This window comes from Sporomusa rhizae (assembly GCF_041428845.1).
Lineage (GTDB): Bacteria > Bacillota > Negativicutes > Sporomusales > Sporomusaceae > Sporomusa > Sporomusa rhizae.
The window spans coordinates 4,343,071-4,368,417 of sequence record NZ_CP156925.1; the positions used below are offsets into that span (position 1 = coordinate 4,343,071).

Here is a 25,347-nt window from a genome sequence, read left to right on the forward strand (position 1 = left end):
TTGCAGTTATAGCTTAATTTCGCCATCAATACGCTAAATCCTCCTTTATTTTACCATAGACCGAGAATTTTCCACCAAAACGCTCCGAGACCCACCCATATTAGCATATTAATTACTGAGACCATTAGTCCCAGCTTCCACCAGGTTCCCTGTTCGACATAGCCGGCGCCAAAGTAAATAGGAGCCGGACCGGCGGCATAATGAGTCAGAGACATGCACAAATTGGACATAAACCCAAACGCTAACGCGACTAAATACACTGGTGCACCCGCAGCCACAGCGACAGAGGCAAAAGCAGCATACATGGCAGTAATGTGAGCTGTCAGGCTGGCAAAGCCATAATGGGCATACATATACACCACGATAAGCACAAGGAATGCCTGCAGCCAGGGAACCCCGGCAATAGCTGCACTAACGGTTTTGGCGAACCAGGGAATAAACCCCAGTTTAGATAAATAATCCGCCAACGCCACAAGACTGCCCATCCATATCAGCGTGTCCCAAGCACCTTTTTCTTCAATTACGTCTTGCCAGCTTATAACCCGGGTTATTAACATTGCCGAAACTGCCAGCATAGCCACAATAGTGGCATCAAGCCTGGTATATTGTGAAGTACTCCATAAAAACAAAGCGCCAATGAATATTAAAGTTACTATCATTTCGCCGCGGCTCATTGCTCCCATTTTATTTAGTTCGGATACTGCCAAAGTCTTAGCTTCCGGAGTTCTTGTTATTTCCGGTGGGTAAAATTTGTATAGAAAATATGGCACCACCACAAGTGAAACCAGTCCAGGCACAATCGCGGCCATGGCCCATAGTCCCCAGGAAATTTTAATATGTAACGTCTTGGCAGCCAGCTCGGCTACTAGTGGGTTTCCGGCCATTGAGGTCAAAAACATCGCTGACGTAATCGTGTTGGCCTGATAGACTGTTTGCATTAAATACGCCCCCACCTTACGCGCCGTAGGACCTGGTTCGGAATGAAATGCCGCACAAAGACTGCGAACCACCGGATAAAGAATGCCGCCGGCTCTGGCGGTATTAGAAGGTGTTGCCGGGCTAATGATCAGGTCACTCAAGGCCAGCGTATATCCGAGTTTGAGCGTATTATCGCCGATTGCTTTGATCAGTACAAAAGCGATACGACGCCCGAGACCTGTTTTGATAAAACCTTGGGCAAATAAAAACGCCGACACAATAAGCCAGATAGTCGTATTGGCAAAACCAGATAACGCTTCAGCCGGTTTTAGGATACCCGCCACTACCGTAAAAGTGATGCTGGCGAAAGCCAGTGCGCCAATCGGCAGCGGCTGTAGAATAAATCCAAGAATAGTAGCTACAAATACAGCGAATAAATTCCAGGCGGCGGGTTTAACGCCGGCAGGCACCGGTACCAACCAGATAATAATACCCACAGCAATTACAACAACAGCCCGGATTATTGAACTCATATTTCCTACTCCTTTCCACTCCTTATGAATACCACTTGTCTATTAGGGTAAAGAAAAAACTGCCTATACTATGTTAGGCAGCTTCTCTTGGTTTTATCCAAAACAAACGTATTCTATTCCTGCTTCAGCAATTAATTGTTCAGCCAGTTTGTCCGGATAGCTGTACTGGTAAACAATGCGCTTGATACCTGCATTAATAAGTATTTTGGTACAGGCCGAGCATGGTTGATGTGTAGAGTAAATGGTTGCCCCACAGATGGGAACACCATACATGGCCGCCTGAACGACAGCACTTTGTTCGGCGTGAAGTCCCCTGCACAATTCCTGGCGTTCGCCTGACGGTACTTGGTTGGCAGCACGAACACAGCCGATTTGACCACAGTGAGGCAAGCCGCTGGGCGCACCGTTGTAGCCACTGCTTAACAGCCGCTGGTCTTTGACAATAACCGCGCCTATTTGCCGCCGGATACACGTTGAACGTGTTGCAACCACTTTGGTGATATCCATAAAATATTCGTCCCACGATGGCCGGACAAATTCTTTGTTCTCACTCACACTTTTTACCCCCTTGGCCAAAACGGTGTATTACTAGTATATTCATGGCCTAGGTATAACATTACTTCAACTTACTTGGTGCCGAAAATCCGGTCGCCGGCATCGCCCAAGCCCGGAACAATATAACCGTGCTCATTAAGATGGCTGTCAACACAGGCAACATAGACTTCCACATCAGGATGATGGTCATTGACATGTTTAACCCCTTCAGGTGCCGCTACAAGACACATCAATTTGATATGTTTTGCGCCGCGGGCTTTCAGCATATCAATAGCTGCTACCGCGGAGCCGCCAGTTGCCAGCATGGGATCTGTAACAATGAGTTCACGTTCAGCCACATCTGTTGGTAATTTACAAAAATATTCAACAGGTTGTAGCGTTTCATGGTCACGGTATACGCCAACGTGCCCCACTTTAGCGGCAGGAATCAATTTTACAATACCGTTGACCATTCCAAGGCCCGCCCGCAAGATAGGTATTACGCCAATCTTTTTGCCTGACAACATCTTGCAGGTGCAGGTTGTAAGCGGAGTTTCAATTGGAGTTTCTTCCAGCGGCAGATTGCGAGTTAACTCAAATGCCATGAGCATCGAAATCTCTTCCAGAAGTTCACGGAATTCTTTAGTTCCGGTTTTTACGTCGCGAATAAGCGATAATTTGTGTTGAATCAACGGATGGTCGATTATTTTTACTTGCATAGATTCATCTCCTTTAACATTACCTATATCAACTTAACTCGTTAAGCGTATAACGGATACTTACGGCATAATTCAGCTACCATTGCCCGGACTTTTTCCTGAGTGGCGCCGTCTTCCGGTTTAGTCAGAGTCAAGGCGATAATGTCACCGATAACTACCATGTCTTCTTCAACCATTCCCCGGGAAGTAACCGCAGGAACACCAATACGGATACCGCTGGTAATGAGCGGGCTGGCCGGATCATTCGGAATGGCATTTTTATTTACAGTAACACCAACTTCGTCCAGAAGGTGTTCGGCCTCTTTACCGGTAAGGTTTTGGCTACGCATGTCAACAAGGACCAAGTGGTTATCGGTTCCGCCGGATACCAGGGTAAAGCCCTTTTGTTTAAGGCGCTCAGCCAAAGCTTGCGCATTTTTTATAATTTGTCCTTGATATACGCGGAATTCTTCGCTAAGCGCTTCTTTGAAAGCAACGGCTTTAGCTGCAATAACATGCATCAGGGGACCGCCCTGGATGCCAGGGAAAATAGCTTTATCGATTGCTTTAGCGTATTCAGTACGGCATAGAATCATGCCGCCGCGGGGACCACGCAGCGTTTTATGAGTAGTAGTTGTAACAATATCGGCATGCGGCACCGGACTGGGGTGAAAACCAGCGGCAACCAAACCGGCGATATGAGCCATGTCTACCATAAACATAGCACCACAATCACGGGCAATCTTGCCCAAACGTTCAAAATCAATAACCCGGGCATAGGCACTGGCACCAGCTACCAGCATCTTAGGTTTGTGTTTGGCAGCCAATTCGGCAACTTGGTCATAGTCTATACGATGAGTCTCCGGGTCAACGCCGTAAGGCACAATATTGAAATATTGGCCGGAAATATTAACCGGACTGCCGTGAGTCAGATGACCGCCGTGAGCAAGGTTCATGCCCAAAATGGTATCTCCCGGCTTTAGAAAGGCAAAATATACGGCAGTATTGGCCTGTGCTCCGGAATGCGGCTGGACGTTGGCATGTTCGGCACCAAACAATTCTTTTGCCCGGTCAATGGCCAGTTGTTCAACAATATCCACATACTCACAACCGCCGTAATAACGGTGATTAGGATAGCCTTCCGCGTACTTATTGGTCAATACCGAACCTTGAGCCTCCATTACTGCTTTACTGACAAAGTTCTCTGATGCAATCAGTTCAAGTTTGTTTTGCTGACGGGTGCGCTCAAGGTCTATAGCCTTTGCTACTTCCGGGTCTATTCCTGCAAGAATTTTCATAGGTATTCCTCCTCCAGATTCCATAAGTAAAATTTAAAGCATTTCATATACGGCGCGTGCGCCGCCAATAAGCTTAGGTCTCGAGCGAGCGGCTGTCAGACAAGCTTGCCCGATATACTTTTCGGTCAAACGCACCGGGACAGCAACTCTCTTAATATGCATACCTATAAGCGTGCTGCCGATATCCAGCCCCGCGTGAGCGGAAATTTCCTCGACAACCGCCGGATTAGAAAAGGTACGCATAGCCTCCGCGGCCATTGAGCCGCCGGCTTTAGCAACCGGGATTACAGTTACTTCGTCAAGATTATATTTTTCGGCTACATCCCGTTCAACAACAAGCGCCCGGTTTAGGTGCTCACAGCACTGTATGGCCAGTGAAACCTGATGCCATGCACACACTTTTAAAAGACTCGATAAAATTCGAGCAGCTACCACTTCGGAGCCATAAGAACCAATACGGGCTCCTTGCACTTCGCTGGTACTACACCCTACTACCAAGACCTGTCCCGGTTTTAACTCAGCCGTCTTTATGAGTTCTTCCGCCGCCTGGATTGTCTGACGGCCTATTGTTGCCAAGTCTGTATCCACCTGTCCTCACTCCCTACGCTTTTTCCAGCGCCGTAATCTTGTCCACCCGGACGGCATGACGTCCACCGGCAAATTCGGTTTTAAGCCAAACTTCAACTATCATTCGGGCAAGACCGCAGCCAATCACCCGCTCTCCTAAGGTTAAGATATTTGCATTATTATGTTCACGCGACATTTGCGCCGAAAACACGTCATTACAAAGTGCCGCCCGAATACCTTTTATTTTGTTGGCAGCAATACTCACACCAATACCTGTTCCGCAAACAATAATGCCCCTCTCATACTCGCCCTTAGCTACAGCCTCGGCAACCTGGCGGGAAATGTCGGGGTAATCAACCGATTCAATTGTATAAGTACCAAAATCATGACTATCTACTTTAAGCTCGGCTAACAAATTCTTAATTTCTTCTTTCAGGCGAAAACCGCCATGATCACTACCTATTGCAACTTTCATGACACTAACACATCCTATGCCTCATATTTAGAGTCTTTACACGTTTTCCACGCTATGCTACTTTTTTCCTGCCATACTGACAATTTTTTCCCAGCTTAAGGTAAGCAAGCGGTGAATTTGTTCGGCACAGCGACGATAATCGGCCTCACTGCCGCCGAACGGATCACCAACGTCTCCGTTCTCACCGGCAAATTCGCCCAGTGTATACATTTTTTCCGCCATTTCCGGCGCAAGGTTAACTACAACCTGTTTATGTGACTTAGTCATAGTCAGTACCAAATCAACATCGCCAAGCCGTACCGGCGTAAGCTGCCTTGAACAATGCTCGTCCACACTCAGGCCTGCCTGCCGCATTACCGTCCGGGCATGAGCAGAAGCCGGTTGCTGCCAGGCAGCAATACCAGCCGACTCGACTGTAATCTGGTCGGTTAAACCGGCTTGAGTAACTATATTGGCAAGAAGGGCGGCTGCCATCGGACTACGACAGGTATTCCCAGTACACACAAGTAAAATTTTGAACAAATTCGTTCAACCCCTCCTATTTTGTGTCCAGAAAAATTATATCATACCTAACTGACATAATCCCTACTATTGGTGAAAATTAATATATTGTCGACCATAAAATATGTATACCTAACAACATTAGCACAACACCGCCTACTAATTCGGCCCGGTTCCCAATATACTGTCCCAGTTTACGGCCAAGTCCAAGCCCTACCAGCGCAATCAAAAAAATTACCGCTCCTAAGATTATGCTTAGCTGCAATAAGTCCACATCAAGCATCCCCAGGCTAAAACCGGCAGCCAGGGCATCAATGCTGACACTAGCGGCTAATACTAATAGAGCTGCCCCCCGCAAAGGATTTGCCGGTGCGTCATCATGGGCACTTATATTGTCCTTAATCATATTAATACCCAATCCGGCCAATATCACTGCACCGATAATAGTAGCAAAGTTTTGTACACTGGCCGCAGGCGAATCAATATGATAGGCCCCGATATGTTCCACAAGTGTGCCCAGCCAATGGCCTATATAATAACCGGCAAGAATCATAACTATGTGGAATAGTGCAAACACGACAGCGGATTGTAAAATAACCAGCCGGCGGACTTTGTTCATACCTATCGGCACAGCCACTGAAAATAGATCGGTTCCTAACGCTCCACTCAGGACAAACAGTTCTAACATGCTCATATTCCCACCCCCGCTGTAATGTATATGTGCCAACAGGGGGCAATATGTAGCAATACTCCCGCTAAAATTGATTAAATACTAACTTAGTTCCTGATAATGCGATACCCTGCCGCTTTGCGCAAGCGGTTCATAACGGCCAGCCCTAACCCTTGCTCTCTAATGCCCTCAGCGTATATAACGTCAACTTCCGCATTATCAAAGCTTCTGAGTGCCGTATATAAATTAGCGGCAATTTCGGCGGCATCTGTGCGCGAGCCATACCCCGTCCTTATTACCTGCGGCGGCAAGCTGTCAATAAGTTCCGACGATACCACTGCCCCTACTTTTTTCCCGCCGGCTAATGCCTGCGTAATTTCACGCCGTAAAAGCTCACCGGCTAATTGAGGTTCGGCCTCGATAAGAAACATAGGGGCAATAGGGGCATAGTGCGTATATTTCATCCCTGGTGACTTAGGGATAACGGATGCCCCGCCGAGCGCCGGGTCAATTTCAACTTCGCCCAGGACTTCCATAAGCATTTCGTAAGTAATACCACCTGGCCGTAACAGTGTGGGTACAGGGGTAGTACAGTCAACCACCGTAGATTCCACACCGATACGGCACGCTCCGGCGTCGATAATTGCCGCAATTTTGCCATCTAAGTCAGTAAGCACATCTTCGGCTGTTGTGGGACTTGGCCTGCCGGAAGTGTTCGCGCTGGGGGCAGCTATCGGCACTCCGGCCAGACGGATTAATTCCCGGGCAACTAAGGACGATGGCAGACGTACCGCCACAGTATTTAGTCCGGCAGTCACAATATCAGGAACCTGTGGCTGACGCTCAACTACAACAGTTAGCGGTCCCGGCCAGTAACGTTCGGTCAGTGCTTTGGCACTTGCCGGCACCACAGCCGCCAATTGGTGTAATTTATCAGCGGCATCAATATGTAAAATAAGGGGATTGTCAGACGGTCTTCCTTTGGCCCTAAATATGCCGGCAACAGCCTCTGCATCCAGGCCGTTGGCGCCAAGTCCGTATACTGTTTCGGTAGGAAATGCCACTAGCTTTCCTTGCTGTAATAGCTGCGCCGCTTCTGCCAGGACAACCTGGTCAGGTTTGTTGGCATCAAGCTTATAGTACTTTGTTTGCATTGGTTCGGTCACTTCTTCCTGTCTATGGTCTCAATGAAAATACAACTACCCGCTCAATTCCGGCATAATCTTTGATAATAGCCTGAGCCGCAAGCCGGGAGGCTGTATCGGCCAGTGCCGCTACTTGATCTGCTTGGTTAATGCCAACTTCCACAGCAATAAAACCATTAGGCTTAAGATGTTCGGCACCGAAGCCGACTATACGCCGGTAAAAATTTAAACCGTCAGCACCACCGGCCAAAGCCAGGCAAGGTTCTTGGCGTACTTCGGCACTTAGGCCGGCAATATGGCTGTCGGGAATATAGGGGGGATTTGACAGAATGGCATCAAACTTATCGTCAGACACCCACTTCATCATATCTCCCTGACAAAACTCCACACGGTCAACTACTCCTTGCCGCCGGGCATTTTCCCTGGCAACAGCCAGTGCCTCAGCCGAAATATCAACAGCCACACCTTTCCCAGCCGGCAATTTAGCCAGGACACTGACAATAATAGCGCCACTGCCTGTTCCCAAATCGGCAACAACCGGTTGAGTATTAGCGGCCAGCCTGGCAATCGCTTCTTCAACTAAAATTTCAGTATCAGGCCGCGGTATAAGCACAGCCGGGCTAACGGCAAAATTCAGTCCCATAAATTCTTTACTACCGGTAATATACGCTACCGGTGCGCGCATCACCCGTTTTTTGACGGCTTCACGATATTGTGCTAATTCTTCTGCCGTCAGCGGCTGGTCAAAATTAGTATATAAATATAACCGTTCTTTCCCTAGGATATGGGAAAGCAGCACCTCAGCATCCAGACGGGGATTATCAATCCCCTTGGAGCTGAAGTACTGCCTAGTCCAATTTAAAATTGAACTAATCGTCCACTGTTCGGTCATGTTACTCTACTTCCTTAAGTTTCTCACTCTGCCCGGCCGTTACCAGCGCAGAAATAAGTTCATCCAAGTCCCCGTTCAAAACAAAATCCAGTTTATGCAGGGTTAGGCCGATACGGTGGTCTGTAACCCGTCCCTGCGGGAAATTGTAGGTTCGAATCCGCTCACTGCGATCCCCGGTACCGACTTGGCTCTTACGGTTTTCGGCGAGTTCCGCCGCTTGCTCCGCTTCCGCCAATTCCAGAATCTTGGCTCTTAATACCCGCATAGCCTTATCTTTATTTTTTAATTGTGACTTTTCATCCTGACATTGAACGACAACACCTGTGGGCAAATGAGTAATACGCACAGCCGATTCAGTTTTGTTAACGTGCTGACCACCGGCACCGCTGGCACAATAGGTATCAATTCTAAGATCATTGGGATTTACGTCAATATCGACATCTTCTGCTTCGGGTAAGACCGCTACAGTAACTGTCGAGGTGTGGATACGGCCGCTTGACTCTGTTGTCGGTACCCGTTGCACCCGGTGCACGCCACTCTCATACTTGAGTTTGGAATAAGCACCATCGCCTTCGATCGAGAAAACAACTTCTTTAAAACCGCCCAGGTCAGGGGCATTCGCATCAAGCATTTCCACCCGCCAACCCTGGTTTTCAGCGTAGCGTGTATACATCCGGAATAAATCGCCGGCAAATAAAGCAGCTTCGTCCCCGCCGGCGCCGCCCCGGATTTCCACAATAACGTTCTTTTCATCATTGGGATCCTTAGGTAAGAGGAGAATCCTGAGTTCATCTTCCAGTACTCCGACTTTACTTTTGGCTTCGGTATACTCGGCCTCTACCATCTCTTTGAACTCATCATCAAGCTTATCTTTGAGCATTTCCCGGGCATCGTCAATCGCCTGCAAGGTTTTTTTATACTCCCGGAACTTTTCAACAACCGCTATCATTTTACTATGGGCTTTAGTCAGTTTTTGCCACTCGCCCATATCAGCCATAACTGAAGGGTCACTGATTCGGCCTTCCAGTTCCAGATATTTATCTTCGAGCGCCTGTAATTTATCCAGCATCTGTTCTCACCTCAACATCTTGGTCAGGTCGCACGGCGTTTAAAGCCGCAATCGCTACTTCTATTTGATCATCACTCGGTTCACGGGTTGTTAACTGCTGCAGCCACAGACCGGGAGTAATGGCACAGGCTACCCATCCGGCTTTACTGCGGCCTGCAAAACGGATTATCTCATAAGCAATACCTGCCACTAGCGGCAGCAATATCACCCGTGAAACAATTCTCAGCCATAAATCAGGCCAGCCCAAGAAAGCAAACATAACAATGCTTACTACCATAACTATGAGCAGAAAATTTGTGCCGCATCGTGGATGCAGCCGACTGTATTTGCGGATGTTTTCAACGGTGAGTTCTTCCCCGGCTTCGTAGGCGTGAATAGTTTTATGCTCGGCGCCATGGTACTGAAACACGCGCTGAATGTCTTTCATGAGCGATATTCCTAAAATATATAAGAAAAAAATAACCAGCCGTAAAATCCCCTCAAAGGTGTTGAGTAAGCGGGAATCAGTAACAGCGCTGTGAATATACTTGGCCGCATAAGTGGGTATTACGACAAACAACAGTATGGCCAGCCCCAACGAGAATACCATAGTTATGGCAATTTCTTTATTGGAGAGAGTCTCTTCTTCCTCTTCGCCTGCCGCCTGAGCGGAAAACGACAACGCTTTTAGCCCGTATACCAGTGATTCGACCAAAGACACAACACCGCGCAGCATCGGCCTTTTCAATATAGGATAGCGATCAGCAATCGATTCTAACCGTTCCTTTTGGACAGTAATCGTACCGGACGGTTCGCGAACGGCCGTAGCAATATACTCCGGTCCGCGCATCATAACCCCTTCGATGACAGCCTGCCCACCGACAAAAGGTTTCTTCTCACTCACGCTACCGCCCCCTTTTCAATATAATTGTAGCAGAGCATTCTGCTCTGCTGCAGTTTTTATAGCCATTGGCTAAGTTCAGTCTATATCATTATAGTGTAACAGCAGAGCATCGCTGCTCTGCTGCTTGCTAATTAGCCTTGCGTACTGCCATAACGCTTATTAAATCTTTCAACACGGCCACCTGCTGCTATTTGACGCTGCTGACCGGTATAGAACGGATGGCATTTTGAGCACACATCTACACGAAGGTCCTTTTTAACCGAACCAGTCATAAATGTATTGCCACAGCCGCAAACTACTTTGGCTTCACCATAATTAGGATGAATTTTTTCTTGCATGTCTTGCACCTCACTTTATAGAGCCACTTTGAATTACGCGTGATAATTATAGCACATAGGACAATAGCGTGCAAGCTTTCTAAGGCAACTTTGGCAATATCTCGATAAATACTTTTACCAGTTCGGGATCGAACTGAACACCGGCATTTTCCCTAATTTCTTCAACTGCTTTTTCTTTTGGCACCGGCAGCCGGTATGGCCGTTTGTTGGTCATGGCATCGTAGGCATCGGCAATAGCCAGGATACGGCATTCCAGTGGAATTTCCACCCCTTTGAGACCCAGCGGATAGCCGCTGCCATTCCACGCCTCATGATGTTTTAGTATCCAATCGGCAATAAATACCAGATCTGACGCTGACCGCGCAATACGATAACCGATTTCGGAATGGCTATGCATAACCACCAGTTCCTCGGCAGTAAGGCGACCTGGCTTAAATAGAATCCCATCCGGTATGCCCACCTTACCAATATCGTGAAACTGTGCAAATAACTGCAGTTCAGCTAACTTGGCATCAGGCAAACCAAGCTCTACCCCCAGCAGTCGCACCACTTCCTGCATCCTGTCGGCATGCCCCTCTGTAATAAAATCTCTGGCTTCCAGGGCTTTTTTAAGTGTTTGAACAATTGCGCTCCGGGTACTGCGATTACGTAGTAATTTATCACGGTACATATGGTTATCGGCTTCTTTTAAAAGTTCGGCTGCTGTATCGGTATGTTTCGTACCCACTGCATAACCGATTGACATACTCAGAGTCAGTCCCGGAGTATCAAACTCGGCCTCAGCGGCCGCTGCTTTTATGGCCCGGCACAAGTCAGCCACAGCCTCGGCGGGGTGATTCTTAAGCAGTACGGCAAATTCGTCACCGCCACAACGCGCGACTATAGCATCAGGCGGACACATTTGTTTTAACACTTCAGCGGCTTTGCGCAATAACGCATCCCCACTCGCATGCCCCAATGTATCATTAATTAATTTAAGACCATCAACATCGGCCACTATAATTTGAACGCTCTCGTTAGAACAATTACTCTTTGCTAAAAATTCCTCAAATATCGTCCGATTGTAAAGGCCGGTCAGTGCATCATGGCGTCCTATATATCTTAATCTTGTCTGCGCCTTTTCCAAACTGCCAAGCATATTGTTAATGTTTTCGGTTAACTCTGTCAGTTCATCATGACCACTAACCGCCAATCGAATCGATAAATCTTTCTGCTGGGCAATTTTTTTAACGACATTGCTTATGCTGGCAAGCCGTGTCAACACACTCCACTCCAGCAAAGCCAAAATAACTATTCCAAATACGAGGCCGGCAGCTATCAGCATAACTATAAAATAGTTCAAAATATGCTGCGCCTGCTGTGTAATAGTCCGGGGGCCCAGGATGCGCAAAATAAGGGCAGGCTGTCCATAGATATCCTGTAATACTGTATAGCCTGCTACATAGTCATCATTCAAGGTCTTAACATACATGTCTGCCGGAGAGGTCATGTACGTCCGGGCGTCAGCAAATTCCGGCGACAACTGGCAATTCCAACCGATAAAGTCAATGGGCAGTTGCACCATCTCGGAAATAATCTCTTTTTCTACGTCAGTAATAAATCGTCCTGCTAATATTACCCCCCGTGACGAAGCCATCCCCTGACTGTCAGTAACAGCTCCGGCGGCCACCAGCATCTTTCCTTCCGGCAAGGTAAGTATCCCCTTGGTAACGGCATATTTGCCAGGACTGATCAACGGCCTAATGGCAGTTAGTTTATGTACGGTCTCATTGCTTAGGGAAATCTCTTTCCGGTTGTCCCAGTCATAAGCGCGTGTATAGACAATCTGACCATCCAAATCAGTGTACAAAACAACATTGAGGTGCTGATACGTAAAAGTCATATCGTCCAAGTTAGCATTTATATACTCTTTACTGCCTGTCACCATAAAGTTGTAACTGTCGTCCCACTGCCCCCAGTCTCTAACTATGTTCTCCAAAGAATTGTTTTCATTCTCTATCGCCTTGACCGCCCTTTTGATGTTACGTTCCATATCGCTTCTTTCCAACTGAGTATATCCGTTGTTTAAAATGGAGTTAGTAGTAAGAAATAAACTAAATAACAGAAAAAACAGAGTAAGACCAATAATCACAAAACTTTTTCCACATAACGACACCAATTATCGCCTCCTTTCTTGCGAATAATGGCGAATTATGTAGAATTACATTCTCTACAGTAGCTATTTATCCTTCATACACACAAAAAAAGGTGGCTGGACTGTTATCCGATGACTAAGCCGCTCTAAGACTCCCATCTTCTTCAAGGTGGGAGTTAAGAGCGGCTAAGTCCCTGGATTAGTTCGACTAGGATTCAGATGGAGTTAAAAACTCCACCTGAATCAAGTCTCACTTTATAGTCCAACCACAATGCCATAACCTAGATAGGCAGCAGCGCCCCAAATGAAGACAGCTGAAAATTTACCCAATAATGAAAGCCAGCGACCTGATGCATCTAAATTTCCAAGCAGCCGCCCGGCATAGGCCAGACCAAAAAACCACACCCATGATACAAGGATACAGGCGAGGGTAAACAATATTTTGCCATTGCCTGTATATTGTAACGAACTTGTGCCAATAACACCAATAGTATCCAAAATCGCGTGTGGGTTTAGCAATGAAACCGACGCCGCAAACATGGCCTGCTTACCTGCCGTCATACCAGCGGCACCAAATTCCTGCCCGTTTAAAGGATCGCTGTTCCATGACACCCAGCCCATGTATGCTAAAAAAACAAACCCTGTAGCCAGTAAAGCCATCTTCAACCAGGCGAAACTAAGTATGACAAGCGAAACACCTAATACTGCCGCCAAAATAAGCAAAGTATCACAAATGCCTGCTGTTACTACAGCCGGCATTGCGTGCCATAAGCTGGCTTGTACCGCGCCCTGCGTAAACACAAATAAATTTTGCACACCAAGGGGTAATATTAATCCAAACGCTAAAATAAATCCGTGAATAAATGGTTCCATTAATGATGAACGTGCCTCCCTACCTTAATACACTTCAGGCTTTCTATGCTGCAAGAGCGGCAGTTCCTCCCGCACTCTTACTAAGGTTCTTAAATCAATTTTGCCTGTAATTATCGTTTCCTCTGCATTAGCTACTGTCAGTACCCTTGACCAGGGGTCAACAAGCATGGAATGTCCGTACGCCTTATACTCAGCGGCGGCATTTAACGCCGGCGCAGCGCCAATCACGTATACCTGATTATCAACTGCCCGAGACCGCAATAACAGTTCCCAATGCGCCGGACCGGTCACCGGCCCAAACGCTGCCGGATAAATAAGAATTTGCGCTCCCTTAAGCGCCATAGATCTTGCCAACTCCGGAAAGCGGACATCATAGCAAATCCCTATTCCCAACGTGCCCAATGAGGTATTTACCACAGTCATGCTGTTACCTGCTGCTAAGGTTTTAGATTCCTGAAACACCGTGCCACCTTTGATATTAACGTCAAACAGATGTATTTTGCGATGATGACCAATTAGTTTTCCTGTTTCGTCAAAAATAAAGCTGGTATTATAGATATTGCCGGCAGCGTCACGCTCAGGAATAGAACCACCGACAAGGATGATGTTATGTTTAGCGGCACATTCGCTAAGCATAGCAATTGTCGGCCCATCCGGACGGCTCTCGGCATATTGCGGAAACAATTCTGATTGATAGGGACAGTTGAACATTTCCGGCAAAACTACAAGCCTGCTGCCACTCGCCGCAGTTTCTCCAATCATGCGGCGGGCTTTATCAATATTGGCTTGTTTATCAGTAACAACCCCCATTTGACAAATTCCAACAGTAAAAACAGACATTTTTCGATACCCCCCAACTATATTTTTAAAACACGGGAATTTTTTTTATAGATTGCTTTCTGTCTGAAGGAATTTACAGCATGAAATGTCGAATAATTCCTCCTGGTAAAACGTCTGGAGGCATTGACAACATGCAAAAAGTTGCAGCAATTCATTTACAACCAGGAATGGCAGTTGCCCGCAATATTTACAGTACAGATGGTGTACTGTTGCTAAGCGCGGATACTGTGCTGGCCCCTGCGCATATTGAACGATTGCAGCAGTTTGACTTAACGAGCGTTTACATAAAAAATCCATTTACGGACCACGTAACCGCTAACGATCTGTTTGATACTATCCCGGAAGTCGTCCGTGAGGAAACACGGGTACAAGCTGTACAAGTTGTACATTCCGCATTTCAGAATTTTGTAATCAACCGAGAGCTTGATACACAGCCTTTTAAAGAAACAGCTGAATTTCTTATCAAAGAAATCATTGAGAATCGTGGCGCCATGATTCATTTAACAGATCTGCGCGCCCGTGACGGCTATACCTTTGGCCACTCGGTAAATGTCTGTGTACTTTCTACCTTAACCGGAATGAAGCTAGGCTATGATATGTTTAAGCTGCGGGAACTGGCCCTCGGTGCTCTTCTGCACGATACCGGCAAGATGCTTGTTCCTAAAGATATTTTGCTAAAACCAGGGCCGCTGACCGCTGAAGAACGACAAATTATGGAACAACATCCAGACTTCGGTTTTGATATTCTCCGCCGGCAAGAGGAAATCCCCCTGGTTTCTGCGCATATTGCGTTTCAGCACCATGAAAAATTTGACGGTAGTGGCTATAACCGCAATCTTGGCGGAGCCGATATCCACGAGTATGCCCGAATTGTCGCTATTGCTGATGTCTATGATGCCATTACTTCGGACAGGCCGTACAAGGAAGCCAATTTACCGTACGAAGCATACGAAATCATGATGTCGCTTGCTAATACTCATTTTGATCCGTTTATTCTGCGACTATTCCTCAATCAGATTGCTATATATCCGTTAGAGAGCATTGTCCAACTTAATACCGGCGAAATTGCTATCGTAGTAAAAGTCCTCCCCGGATTGCAGACGAGACCAACGTTACGAATTATCTTTGATGAAAATGGATATCATTTGACCAACGGACGGGAAATTGATTTAACTAAAGAGCTGACTCTCTTTATTAATAAAATTTTCACACCGGATGAAGTATTACATTTGAGTGCTAAATTACCGAAATGATTAACTTCATTATACATTATTTCTTTTCGCAGATAAAAAAGGGGGATTACTTTGCCCACCGATAAACTATATTATTCTGATTCCTATGTAACAAATTTTACGGCTCGAATTGTTTCCTCCGTCGCTTTGCCATCAGGCCAATCTGCCGTAATCTTAGATCGTACCGCCTTTTATCCTGAAAGCGGCGGCCAACCGGCCGACACCGGACTAATTGATGGGTTCCGGGTACTGGACGTACAGGAAAAAAACGGCGAAATACTGCATATCTTAGACACTTGCCCTAAAGAAGAGAAAGTGACCGGAACTGTTGACTGGGCCCGACGGTTTGACCACATGCAGCAGCACAGCGGCGAACATGTACTAACAGGTGCTTTTGGCAAAGTTTTGAATGCCAGCAATATAGGCTTTCATTTAGGGCAAACGTCCAGTCAAATTGATCTGGATATCGAAGTCCTTACTGCCGAACAAGCAGCCGAGGTAGAACGTGCCGCCAATACTATAGTGTTTAAGAATACGCCTATCCACATTCATTTTATAGATTCTTCGGGTTTAAACAAATTCCCTTTGCGTAAGCAGCCTACCAAGCATTACGATAACCTGCGCTTGATTGAAGTCCCAGATTTTGATTGCTGCCCCTGCGGCGGCACTCACGTTGCCTCAACAGGAGAAATCGGCCTAATTAAAATCCGCAGCTGGGAACGCAAGAAAAGCGGTATTCGCATTGATTTTGTCTGTGGCTTACGGGCCTTAGCCGATTATCAGGAAAAGAACGAAACAGTAAAAGATCTCTCAGGCAAATTATCCGTTCCTCCGGCTGAATTAAGCTCCGCCTACGATAAACAGGCGGCCCGGCTGGATACACTTAATAAAGAATTAACCGCAGCACAAAAGGAGTTAACCCAACATTTGGCGCATAAACTCTACTCCCAGTCCCAAGTGTCCGGCGACTGGCACATTATCACCTATACGCAAACCAATATCTCTCCCGCCGCACTTAACGACTTGGCCCGGGAACTAATAACACATCCTGCTGCTGTTGCACTATTAGCCGGGAGTAATGCTGATAATACCAAGGCGCATTTAGTTTTTGGCGCCAATCCCACCCTTACTGACGTTAATATGAATGCAGCCCTCAAAGTCGCCCTGCCCCATATCAATGGCAAAGGCGGCGGCAGCCCTCAAGCTGCCCAGGGCGGCGGCTCTAATATTGCTGGCATCCGGCAAGCCCTGGCTGTAGCCAGAGATTTTCTGCTGGAATCTAAGTAACAAAGGAGAGATGGCCTGGACAAAACCGGCCATCTCTCTTTTTTTTGCTGTTAGCTTCTATGGATAATTGTCAGCTTGTTTTTGCTTAAAACTTGTCCTTTTTGGTCGATAAAAGTGATATCTACCCCACCCCAGATATCAACAATTACTCTGTCGATTACCAAATAATCGGACGGCTGGGTCATCGCCAGCGTAACCGGCGCACCGGGCTGCGGACTCCGGGTGTGAACAGTAACTGTCATTTTATTTGCATTCATGGTCACCTTTTCAATTCCAACACCATAACCGCCTGTAGGGGCAGTACCAAGATAAGCGAATAAAACTACCTTCTTATTATAGTCTACATCTTTAACCCTGTTTAAAACATTTTCCGGGATGCGCGAGTCTTGTTTGAGCTGTGCGTCATAATTAACAATGGTAGCAAAAGCCATATCTTTGAAATAACGATTATTGTACCATTTCCAGCCATTAAATTTGTCGGTCGCAAATATAGTTTTGCCTTCTGTTTCAACCGGTGGCACTGGTTTATACTGACCAATCACCTTATAGGTTGTCCAAATGGCATCGCCGCCACCAAACGGTTTAACCAGGATCATCGTATATTCTTTATCGTTATGGTTAACTTTGATATGAATCTCGCCATGCCGTGAGAGGCTGCTCTTTTCTAAGCGCTTAACGATGGTAAAAGTATCTTTATCGGTAAAGCCGTAGTTTTTGCCTTCTTTGCGGGCGACCTGCATGGGGTCAAGCCGCCAGCGTTCATAGCCGGCGTCAACATTTTGCTGCCATTTGATGACTTTAGCATAATCTAAGCCTTCCACCCCTGGGCCAACGTCAATATTATGATAGGGTGTGCGAGAGCTGCCGATAACAACCTTGCTGCTGACAACCGTCCCAATGACACCCGCCTTGCTAGCCGTATCTTCAAGCTCTATTACCGGTTTATCATTATTCGCCGCCGGTTCTGCTCCCACAGTGATTATACTACTTAGTGCTTTTGCTGGGGCATCAGGGGCTATTTCCAGGTCGCCGTTGATGACAGGTTTAGCTTCGGGTGCAACGTTGGAAGCAGCGGCTTGGGTTTGGCTTGCTTCAACCTCGGTTTGCGTTACCGCAGGTCTTGTCCAATTTAACCACTTGGCAGAAGCTTCATCCGGCAAGGCGGCAAAAGCGGTGGCTGCTGTCAATACTGCTATGCCGGTAACTGCTGAGATAAACTTAGTTTGTTTCTTGTGAGTATTCATTGTTGCTCCTCTTTTCTATGTTAAAAATCTATGTCAACTGACTGTTAAGTCATTCATATACTTAAACGTGTCCATATCGCAAAAGTAACGCTATTTTTAGTGGTAAAAAATGATAAAGAAAACACGGCTTGCGCCGAGCCTTTGGCGAAAGCGGAGGCCGATGTTGCCCTTATCCAGGCGAAAGTTATACTTTCTATCAGGAAAACAAACCTACTGCGTTTACTAAACAATGCATTTGTCTATGACACAAAAAACAGGCTGTGCAAAAACCTGTTACGTTTTTGCACAGCCTGTCAGATAACCTTATTTTATTCACTTAGCAACACTGACCTTAGTCATTGTCTTGGCAAGATTGAGAAGTTCATCTTCCGAAGCCGAACCTTCCAGGGTAACTTCAGAATCCTCAACCGTGACTGTCACTTTATTGCGGTTAGGTGGCTTTATGTCGCTGGATTCATTAGCCGACTTGGCAGATGCTTTGAACTGTGTTGCGGCCTGCTTGGGCATGGCAGCGCGGGCAAAAGTCTGCCGTTTAGGGGCTTGAGTGATAATAATTTCATCAGGAGCACCCTGATGGTAGACTTGCCGGATAATTTTACTAGCAGCATCAATAGTAACAACATCGGCCTTTCGGTCACGTAACGCCAGCATTGTACCACTGTCGGCCGGAACAGTAGAAGTTGGCGGCACAAGCGCCCCAAGCGGTTCCTGACTGGGAGCGCCAGTTTCCGGCTGACCAACATTATTAGCTCTCTCCCGTCTCTCCTTGACAGAAGGGGCGGGCAATCTGGTCTTTTCCTGTGGTGTGATTAAGTCTGGCGGGGCTTTCGCGATAGTCGGCGGCTGCGGCGCTTCTGTAACAGGAGCGGGTACAGGCTCAGGTGTTTTAGCTAGTTGCTGCTCCGGGGCACCAGGGTGAAAAGCATGGATAAAGAAAAACAACAATACCGCAGCAGCAGCTCCTGACAAACTCGCAAATCCCCAAGTCAGGCGTTTTTTCTTCTTGTTTTGGTGTATATTAGCGGCTGCCTGAGTAACAATATCGTCAAGAATTGCCGGAGGTGGTACAATCTGCGGCTGAGCGGCATTTTTCACTATATTTGCCGTACGAATAAGCTCGGCTAATGCCGCGTCCTGACTTTTTTCCGGCTGCTCTCCTTTATTAAGAGCATCAATAGCATCTGACAACACTTCCGCTTGTCTTTTTTCTATATTGGTATTATCCTGCACCTGCTTCACCTCCTGTAATGCCGTTTTCCTCAAACAAATCTTTTAATTTTTTCAAAGCCCGCTGCTGCAGCATTTTAACGGCAGCAGCGCTTTTACCCATTATGCGGGCGGTATCGGCAACCGCCAACCCTTGAACTATACGCAGTTCCACAACTTGCCGCTGTTCTTCCGGCAGCAGCGCCAGCATTTTGGCAACCTCTTCCCGCCGTTCGGCCTGAACAACCGTTTGGTCGGGGCTGATGCTTTTATCAACAATAGGCTCTGTATACTCAGTAATGTCCACGACTTGCGGTGCGCGGCCGCGTTTACGATAATAGTCAATAATCAGATTAAGGGCGATTCGTGATAAATAAGTTTTAAATGTGGCATTGGTTTCTTTATATCGAGGCAGTGCGGCCAGCGCTTTCACAAATGTGTCCTGGGCAATTTCCTGCGCATCGTCCGGATTGCCGGTTTTCGCTAATGCCAGCCGGTAGATGTACGCCCAATGGCTTGTAACTAATTCATTAAGCGCTTCCCGGTCCCCCGCCTTGGCTTTCGCAATTATACGGTTTTCGTCTTGAGGCAATCCTTGTCACCACACTTTGTCTGTACATAATATTTAACGTTACTGCCGTAAATAAGTAACGCTATTATCAGCACTTAATAGTATTTTCCACATAATTGAAAAAAATCCCTTACACCAAAACAAACCTTATCGCTACCGCACCAAAAACTCACCTAAGGTAAACGGCAGTTGTTCCAGTTGCGCTTTTACCTCATCCACGCTTTCGGCAAATCCATCTGCTGCTTCTTGGTCGGCAAACCGCACTTTGACATCAAGGTTCTCGCCGTCATACAAATGAAACGCCGTTTCCACTATGCCGATATTCTCAGTTTCCAAACAAACCCTAAGCCAAGTCTCGGTAACATGCTGTCCGGGATTTTTTTTATCTTCTTCTTGTTGATGATATACATGAATATGCGCAGGATAAACCGTTTGCCCATCGCCGAATGATAAGGGCAGCGTAAAAGACAAAATGCTCTGGCTATCCTGGCGTTCCGCCACCATACCGCCCGGTTTGGGCATGGTGTCAGCCAACTCGCGAACTACCCTGGCCACCAATTTAACATCTTCATGATTTTTGTTTTGCAACAGGTTAATAATTTCAGCTAACGCCTGCTCCTGCTGGCCACCTTGCTGCCGTCCTGTCCGTGGCTGCGAGGCAGCCTCTGTTAACACGGTGGCAAGTAAGATAAGTTTCTCGGACGCCGGTTGCTGCGCTGAAATAAACCTAGCCAAAGGTTCCGGTAAATTGGCAGTTTCCTTCGGATTTGGCTGCTGCCGCAAGATTGCTTGAATCATCTCTTTGATCTCGGGCGGCAAACTTTTTACTAAATCCGGCCTGCTGGCCATAGTTTTCAACAACATTGTGCGATCCTGCTCGCTAACCATAGTACTGCTTGGTCTAACGGCAGATTCAGACTGGTTTTGAGGCTTGGCAGCGGAGCCTTCCTGCTGTTGCTTATCTACCGCAGCTTTAGCGACAACCTGGTCTTTACCCTCCGCCCCAGCAACCGGTGGTTGCTGGCCGGCGGCTTGTTTAGCCTCTGATTGATTAATTGGTTTATTATTGACAGATCCAGCAGTGTTTGCTTCCTGCTGTCCTCCTTCTTCCACTAGCTGCTTAGATGCCGCCTGAGCAGTCGGATTTTCATTTGTGCCGGCCTCCATCTGTGGCGTTGCTGCCGGCATGCCTTTCTGTCCGGCATTCTGCCCTGGCTGAGACGCCTGAACATCCTCCGGCACAATTGCTGTTTGACCGTTCTTAGCAGCACCAGGTACATCCCGGACTTCCGGATCCGAGGCAGTTGGCCGGGAGGCTGACTGTACCAATTCCTGCAAGACTTTAACCGCCGTTTTTAGCTCCTCAGGCTGGTTATTGCGCCAAATATCAATAAGGTCTTTAGGAATCTGCTGTTTACCCGCTGTCATTACGGTAGTTTGTTTATCCTTGGTAGGTAAACCTGCGGCTTCTTCTAACAGAGAGGCCAATAGATCCAATTTTTCAGTTGTTGCCTTGGGCGATTTCAATAGCTCAGCTAAACCGGCAGGCAACGCAACTTGCGTCTCCTGCACCTGGGTAAAAATCATTTTAACCATTTCTTTTATTTCAGTTGGCAACTTGTTCACAAGTTCAGTCCGGTTAGCAAGCATTTTGGCAAGCTCACTCAGCTCACTGCTAATAGCTCCTTCCAGGGCAACCAGCACGGCCTGAGTCGCGGCATTGCTTTGACTTCCCGCGGTCTGGGCCGGTCTAGCAGGTTGCGGAGTGGCTGCTTGATTGTCCGTTTGAGCGGCCGCCTGATTGTCCGCCTGGACCGCAGGCTGGATTATAGGCTGAGTTTCCCCCGTCTCTGTATTTTGTGGCGTTACTGCCGAAGTATTGCCAGTTGCAACGATTGGTTTAACATCCATGGTTATTTCGTCCTCCCTTTCCAGGTATACACAGAATCTCCATTATTGCTATTATTCCGCTCTTCCAGCAGCTTTCCTGCTACAACTATTACTTTTACGTTTACTCATTATTTAACCTTAACATAACACACAATATCCAGACAATACATAAACTATAGTAAAACCCAAAAGGAGGCAACGTAATGGCCAGTTTTCAACAAATGCTCTCCAACCGCCAGAAACGGCAAGCCCCAATAATTCAATTTGTTCCCGGACAGACGCTATCTCCATGTTATTTTCTGATCCAAGTTGAGCCAGCCATCCGGCAGGGACTGAAAGAAATCGAAGAAACCAGTCCTCGTCACGCCATGACCGAGCTTGCGCTTATAACCTATTTAATGGGTATGGGATTTGATTATCGTACCGCAAAAGCAATTGTAGAGTCTTGGGAAAGCGATGAATCTCTGGCAACACAAGGACTATTGACTGCGGAGTAAGTCGTACGGACTGCCTGTCCCCTCATGCGAACAACAATTGCCACGCCGTTTTGCAATAACGAAAATTCTCGTTAACGCAGGTTTGCGTGGCAATTGTTTATTTCTTAGTTAATCAATTACAGTAATTAGCTTACCAAACAAATCTTTGTTGGCTTTAATTTTTTGTTCTCCGCCCATCACACACAGACAATTGGCCTTCATAACAGCCTCGACAATATCAGCCAGTTTCTTAATATCCTTTTGCTTGGTTGCCAAAATTTCATCGCGTTCTTGCTGCAGATCGGCTTGACTGATATTGCGAATATATGCGACATCGGCGCGCTCGCCTTTCATCTGGGGTGTTAACGGCGTATCCATGCTACTCATAGTGCCAATGATATATTTGGTCATTTCCCGTTTACTTACATTCTGGTTAGTGAAGTCGTTCAGATAGTCAACCGTTTCATCATATACCTTAATTGTATCTGCCAGATTGGGATCCCGGTAGGAGCCAAATACCACATTGCCGCTGCGGTCAAACTGAGCGAACGCACCATACGCTCCGCCCTGCACCCGGATTCGATTCCAGAGATAGTCATACCGCAAAATAGTCTCAAGCACTTTCATACTGCCGTGAAAATCAAAGCCTAGCCGGCGGAAATTACCACCTTTGGCAACATACTGCACTTTGCCGGAAGTCAACAGAGCCTCATTACGGATATCGGGCTGAAAGCTGTATTTTACCGGTTTAAACTGTCTTGTTCCCAATTTTTCTAACAATTTTGGGAAGCTCTGCGCAAAGGTTTTATACTCCTTTTCATCGCAGGTTATACCGACAAGCAAGTTATCGCGGTTGAACACGGTTTGGGCCACAGTCGCTAAGTTCCGGCCAATCTCCCGTACCTTAGCATCGAGGTCTTGCTCGAGTTCGGCAATAAATTTATAGTACGTCAGTTGACCGACTTCGTTAAACTTGGCAACGGGAGAAATATAGGATAACAGTCTGCTGGCGACTACCTGCTGACCACGGCGGAATATAGCCGTATCCCAAACCGCTTTGAGTTCACGGATGATTTCCTTGAGACGTCCGGCATCCTTAAACAAGCTGCCGCCGGTTATATCGCCGAGCAAGCTAAACATTTCCGGCAGTTTCTTAACAAGTGCTTTGGCTTTGACCCTAAACATCGGTGTAAACGTTTGGTCGTCGCCGCTTTCGGAGAAAGCTAAAACATCATAGTTAAAGCCGCCTGTGTGAATATTAATTTCCTTAGCTAACTCGGTATATGGGTATGTTTCGGTATCAACCTTACCTAAGATATCGGCAAGTAAAAACAGATAGGGTAAATCGGATTCGGATATCGCACCGGTATTAAAGTATAGGTTTACATAGGCAATTTGGTTGGTAAACATAGGATGCAGAAGTACGGGCAGTCCTTGTTCTTTCTGCTCGCTTATTACCAATTCTTCCGTTTTGGGATCAATATCTTTTAAATCCAGAAGAGGAATTAACTCCAGCTTTTCCGGAGCATCCGGAGTTTCCTGACGCGTTTTAAGTGCCTGGGTCTGTTTAATAAGTATCCCAAGCTCCTCCTTGCTGAGGCTGGCTTTATACTTAGCCAGTTTATCCTTGAGTTCAACCGCTTTTTGCCCGCCGATCTCACCATTGGGCTGTAACGCCACCAACGCTTGGTGAGGGTTATCCAAAAGACAAGTCTTGATTAGTTTTTCAAAATACCCTTTTTTGAAATTGCGCTTTATTTTGTCAAGCACGGGTTCATAGGCCAAGTGAATTAAAGGATCTTCATCGTACAGCCAGCTGTCTAAACATTTCATGTTATAGACAAGCCCTTTAGGGCGGTTGCCATAGTTGGCTTCCCTTAAGTGGAATTCAAAAATATTAACAGACGATTCGACCAGTTTTTTATCCAAACCCTCGTTAGCCAGCTTTTTCAATTCAGCATCAATTGTAGTTTTAAAAGTTTCTACCTGGTCGGGGTTCGCACCGCTTACGCCAAAAGTCATTGTTGGCTGCAGAATGCTCTTACTGTAGCTGCCGAAAACCTCTTTACCCAACCCGGCATCCAGAAGGGCCTTTTTAAGCGGCGCAGCCGGTGTTTCCAAAAGAATATGTTCGAGTATCATTAGCCCCAGATAGCTTTCCGGATCAACAGCCTTACCTGCGGCAATATTGAGGGTAATAAATGTTTTATCTTTCTTGGACTCGTCAGGCGATACCGGGTAATCAACAATTTTCACCACAGTTTCAGTAAACGGTTGTTGCAGCGGAATCTCGGAATCAACTTTGCTGGCGGTAAAATCTTTCAGGTATTCTTCATGGATAAATTTAAGATTATCTTCTAAGTCCATGTCGCCATAAAGGAAGATATAGCTATTGGATGGGTGATAGTATTTTTTGTGAAAAGCCACAAACTGTTCTTGCGTAAGATCCGGGATATATTCAGGGTCGCCACCGGACTCTACGCCATACGTAGTATCAGGGAAAAGCGCGGCAAAAATTTGATGTTCCAACAGTGCGTCGGGAGAGGAAAAAACGCCTTTCATTTCATTATAGACGACACCTTTAAAAGTAAGTTCGGCTTTTTTATCCGGCAGCTCATAATGCCAGCCTTCCTGCATTAGAATTTCGGGCGTCTCCAACATAACGGGATATAGCACTGCGTCTAGATAAACATCCATTAGATTGCGAAAATCTTTATCATTACGACTAGCAACAGGATACATGGTTTTATCGGGAAAAGTCATGGCATTAAGAAATGTATTAAGCGAACCCTTAACAAGTTCTACGAACGGTTCTTTGATGGGAAATTTACGCGAACCACAAAGTACGGAATGCTCTACAATATGCGGTACCCCGGTAGAATCCTCCGGTGGGGTACGGAAGGTAATGGAAAACACTTTATTATCATCGTCGTTTCCCAAGTATAACAACCGGGCGCCGCTTTGTTCATGTAAAAAAAGCTTGGCATCGGAGTTAATCTCAGCTACGTTTCTCGCGTCAAGCAACTTAAAACCATGAACTGTTTGACCAACCTTAAAGGACATATGTTTACCT

The 25,347-nt window shown here is 46.6% G+C and carries 24 protein-coding genes; 3 read left to right on the plus strand and 21 right to left on the minus strand.

Features of this window, described 5'->3' with window-relative positions; translation table 11 throughout:
* Positions 1-50: 50 nt before the first annotated feature.
* The 16 genes from SRRS_RS20530 to SRRS_RS20605 form a co-directional block, all read right to left on the minus strand.
* Positions 51-1,451 (minus strand): anion permease, encoded by a 1,401-nt coding sequence (locus SRRS_RS20530; protein WP_371363166.1) that lies wholly within the window; start codon positions 1,449-1,451, stop codon positions 51-53.
* Between the two features lie 93 nt (positions 1,452-1,544).
* Complete coding sequence (locus SRRS_RS20535) at positions 1,545-2,006, minus strand: cytidine/deoxycytidylate deaminase family protein (protein ID WP_371363167.1); 462 nt, start codon at positions 2,004-2,006, stop codon at positions 1,545-1,547.
* A 71-nt stretch (positions 2,007-2,077) separates the two neighbouring features.
* Positions 2,078-2,704, minus strand: coding sequence for a uracil phosphoribosyltransferase (upp, locus tag SRRS_RS20540; protein WP_371363168.1), 627 nt, complete (start codon positions 2,702-2,704; stop codon positions 2,078-2,080).
* A 41-nt stretch (positions 2,705-2,745) separates the two neighbouring features.
* The gene (gene glyA / locus SRRS_RS20545; RefSeq protein ID WP_371363169.1) at positions 2,746-3,981 is read right to left on the minus strand and encodes a serine hydroxymethyltransferase; all 1,236 of its coding nucleotides are present in this window, start codon (positions 3,979-3,981) and stop codon (positions 2,746-2,748) included.
* Positions 3,982-4,014: 33 nt separating this feature from the next.
* Positions 4,015-4,569 (minus strand): TIGR01440 family protein, encoded by a 555-nt coding sequence (locus SRRS_RS20550; protein ID WP_371363170.1) that lies wholly within the window; start codon positions 4,567-4,569, stop codon positions 4,015-4,017.
* A gap of 13 nt (positions 4,570-4,582) precedes the next feature.
* On the minus strand, positions 4,583-5,023 hold the full coding sequence (gene rpiB, locus SRRS_RS20555) for a ribose 5-phosphate isomerase B (protein ID WP_371363172.1): 441 nt from the start codon (positions 5,021-5,023) through the stop codon (positions 4,583-4,585).
* 57 nt (positions 5,024-5,080) lie between these two features.
* Complete coding sequence (locus tag SRRS_RS20560) at positions 5,081-5,545, minus strand: low molecular weight protein arginine phosphatase (RefSeq protein WP_371363173.1); 465 nt, start codon at positions 5,543-5,545, stop codon at positions 5,081-5,083.
* A gap of 79 nt (positions 5,546-5,624) precedes the next feature.
* Positions 5,625-6,218: a manganese efflux pump MntP family protein gene (locus SRRS_RS20565; protein WP_371363174.1), complete on the minus strand. Its 594-nt coding sequence runs from the start codon at positions 6,216-6,218 to the stop codon at positions 5,625-5,627.
* A gap of 83 nt (positions 6,219-6,301) precedes the next feature.
* Positions 6,302-7,348, minus strand: coding sequence for an L-threonylcarbamoyladenylate synthase (locus SRRS_RS20570; protein ID WP_371363176.1), 1,047 nt, complete (start codon positions 7,346-7,348; stop codon positions 6,302-6,304).
* Positions 7,349-7,370: 22 nt separating this feature from the next.
* Entirely contained in the window at positions 7,371-8,231 is an 861-nt protein-coding gene (gene prmC, locus SRRS_RS20575) for a peptide chain release factor N(5)-glutamine methyltransferase (protein ID WP_371363177.1), read from the minus strand.
* A 1-nt stretch (position 8,232) separates the two neighbouring features.
* Positions 8,233-9,300 (minus strand): peptide chain release factor 1, encoded by a 1,068-nt coding sequence (prfA, locus tag SRRS_RS20580; RefSeq protein WP_371363178.1) that lies wholly within the window; start codon positions 9,298-9,300, stop codon positions 8,233-8,235.
* The gene (locus SRRS_RS20585) at positions 9,290-10,132 is read right to left on the minus strand and encodes a DUF1385 domain-containing protein (protein ID WP_371369899.1); all 843 of its coding nucleotides are present in this window, start codon (positions 10,130-10,132) and stop codon (positions 9,290-9,292) included. The genes prfA and SRRS_RS20585 overlap by 11 nt, the downstream gene beginning before the upstream one ends.
* A 182-nt stretch (positions 10,133-10,314) precedes the next feature.
* Complete coding sequence (gene rpmE, locus SRRS_RS20590; RefSeq protein ID WP_371363179.1) at positions 10,315-10,521, minus strand: 50S ribosomal protein L31; 207 nt, start codon at positions 10,519-10,521, stop codon at positions 10,315-10,317.
* 79 nt (positions 10,522-10,600) lie between these two features.
* Positions 10,601-12,676: an HD domain-containing phosphohydrolase gene (locus SRRS_RS20595; RefSeq protein ID WP_371363180.1), complete on the minus strand. Its 2,076-nt coding sequence runs from the start codon at positions 12,674-12,676 to the stop codon at positions 10,601-10,603.
* 234 nt (positions 12,677-12,910) lie between these two features.
* A complete protein-coding gene (locus tag SRRS_RS20600) occupies positions 12,911-13,528 on the minus strand; it encodes a LysE/ArgO family amino acid transporter (RefSeq protein ID WP_371363182.1) in 618 nt (205 codons plus the stop codon).
* Positions 13,529-13,552: 24 nt separating this feature from the next.
* Entirely contained in the window at positions 13,553-14,368 is an 816-nt protein-coding gene (locus tag SRRS_RS20605) for a carbon-nitrogen hydrolase family protein (RefSeq protein ID WP_371363183.1), read from the minus strand.
* 131 nt (positions 14,369-14,499) lie between these two features.
* On the opposite strand from SRRS_RS20605, the gene SRRS_RS20610 reads away from it, so the two are divergent.
* Both SRRS_RS20610 and SRRS_RS20615 read left to right on the plus strand, forming a co-directional pair.
* Positions 14,500-15,621 (plus strand): HD-GYP domain-containing protein, encoded by a 1,122-nt coding sequence (locus SRRS_RS20610; RefSeq protein WP_371363184.1) that lies wholly within the window; start codon positions 14,500-14,502, stop codon positions 15,619-15,621.
* A gap of 51 nt (positions 15,622-15,672) precedes the next feature.
* Positions 15,673-16,887: a DHHA1 domain-containing protein gene (locus tag SRRS_RS20615; protein ID WP_371363185.1), complete on the plus strand. Its 1,215-nt coding sequence runs from the start codon at positions 15,673-15,675 to the stop codon at positions 16,885-16,887.
* Positions 16,888-16,937: 50 nt separating this feature from the next.
* Here the strand turns inward: SRRS_RS20615 and SRRS_RS20620 are convergent, their stop codons facing one another.
* From SRRS_RS20620 to SRRS_RS20635, 4 genes are all read right to left on the minus strand, one after another.
* Positions 16,938-18,131: a protease complex subunit PrcB family protein gene (locus SRRS_RS20620; RefSeq protein ID WP_371363186.1), complete on the minus strand. Its 1,194-nt coding sequence runs from the start codon at positions 18,129-18,131 to the stop codon at positions 16,938-16,940.
* 312 nt (positions 18,132-18,443) lie between these two features.
* Positions 18,444-19,361: a hypothetical protein gene (locus tag SRRS_RS20625; protein ID WP_371363187.1), complete on the minus strand. Its 918-nt coding sequence runs from the start codon at positions 19,359-19,361 to the stop codon at positions 18,444-18,446.
* Positions 19,351-19,929: an RNA polymerase sigma factor gene (locus SRRS_RS20630; RefSeq protein WP_371363188.1), complete on the minus strand. Its 579-nt coding sequence runs from the start codon at positions 19,927-19,929 to the stop codon at positions 19,351-19,353. The genes SRRS_RS20625 and SRRS_RS20630 overlap by 11 nt, the downstream gene beginning before the upstream one ends.
* 132 nt (positions 19,930-20,061) lie before the next feature.
* Positions 20,062-21,819, minus strand: a complete 1,758-nt coding sequence (locus tag SRRS_RS20635) for a hypothetical protein (RefSeq protein WP_371363190.1) — start codon at positions 21,817-21,819, stop codon at positions 20,062-20,064.
* Between the two features lie 182 nt (positions 21,820-22,001).
* Here SRRS_RS20635 and SRRS_RS20640 point away from each other — a divergent pair, with 182 nt between their 5' ends.
* A complete protein-coding gene (locus SRRS_RS20640; RefSeq protein ID WP_371363192.1) occupies positions 22,002-22,295 on the plus strand; it encodes a hypothetical protein in 294 nt (97 codons plus the stop codon).
* A 108-nt stretch (positions 22,296-22,403) separates the two neighbouring features.
* Here SRRS_RS20640 and SRRS_RS20645 read toward each other — a convergent pair whose 3' ends face one another.
* A complete protein-coding gene (locus SRRS_RS20645; protein WP_371363194.1) occupies positions 22,404-25,337 on the minus strand; it encodes an insulinase family protein in 2,934 nt (977 codons plus the stop codon).
* Positions 25,338-25,347 lie beyond the last annotated feature (10 nt).

Bases quoted from the DNA above. Each gene is read 5' to 3' on its own strand.
- SRRS_RS20640 (WP_371363192.1), top strand. From the start codon at position 22,002: ATGGCCAGTTTTCAACAAATGCTCTCCAACCGCCAGAAACGGCAAGCC.
- upp (WP_371363168.1), bottom strand. From the start codon at position 2,704: ATGCAAGTAAAAATAATCGACCATCCGTTGATTCAACACAAATTATCG.
- rpiB (WP_371363172.1), bottom strand. From the start codon at position 5,023: ATGAAAGTTGCAATAGGTAGTGATCATGGCGGTTTTCGCCTGAAAGAA.
- SRRS_RS20605 (WP_371363183.1), bottom strand. From the start codon at position 14,368: ATGTCTGTTTTTACTGTTGGAATTTGTCAAATGGGGGTTGTTACTGAT.
- SRRS_RS20610 (WP_371363184.1), top strand. From the start codon at position 14,500: ATGCAAAAAGTTGCAGCAATTCATTTACAACCAGGAATGGCAGTTGCC.
- SRRS_RS20565 (WP_371363174.1), bottom strand. From the start codon at position 6,218: ATGAGCATGTTAGAACTGTTTGTCCTGAGTGGAGCGTTAGGAACCGAT.
- SRRS_RS20620 (WP_371363186.1), bottom strand. From the start codon at position 18,131: ATGAATACTCACAAGAAACAAACTAAGTTTATCTCAGCAGTTACCGGC.
- prmC (WP_371363177.1), bottom strand. From the start codon at position 8,231: ATGACCGAACAGTGGACGATTAGTTCAATTTTAAATTGGACTAGGCAG.
- SRRS_RS20635 (WP_371363190.1), bottom strand. From the start codon at position 21,819: ATGGATGTTAAACCAATCGTTGCAACTGGCAATACTTCGGCAGTAACG.
- SRRS_RS20530 (WP_371363166.1), bottom strand. From the start codon at position 1,451: ATGAGTTCAATAATCCGGGCTGTTGTTGTAATTGCTGTGGGTATTATT.
- SRRS_RS20600 (WP_371363182.1), bottom strand. From the start codon at position 13,528: ATGGAACCATTTATTCACGGATTTATTTTAGCGTTTGGATTAATATTA.
- glyA (WP_371363169.1), bottom strand. From the start codon at position 3,981: ATGAAAATTCTTGCAGGAATAGACCCGGAAGTAGCAAAGGCTATAGAC.
- rpmE (WP_371363179.1), bottom strand. From the start codon at position 10,521: ATGCAAGAAAAAATTCATCCTAATTATGGTGAAGCCAAAGTAGTTTGC.
- prfA (WP_371363178.1), bottom strand. From the start codon at position 9,300: ATGCTGGATAAATTACAGGCGCTCGAAGATAAATATCTGGAACTGGAA.
- SRRS_RS20570 (WP_371363176.1), bottom strand. From the start codon at position 7,348: ATGCAAACAAAGTACTATAAGCTTGATGCCAACAAACCTGACCAGGTT.
- SRRS_RS20585 (WP_371369899.1), bottom strand. From the start codon at position 10,132: ATGATGCGCGGACCGGAGTATATTGCTACGGCCGTTCGCGAACCGTCC.
- SRRS_RS20645 (WP_371363194.1), bottom strand. From the start codon at position 25,337: ATGTCCTTTAAGGTTGGTCAAACAGTTCATGGTTTTAAGTTGCTTGAC.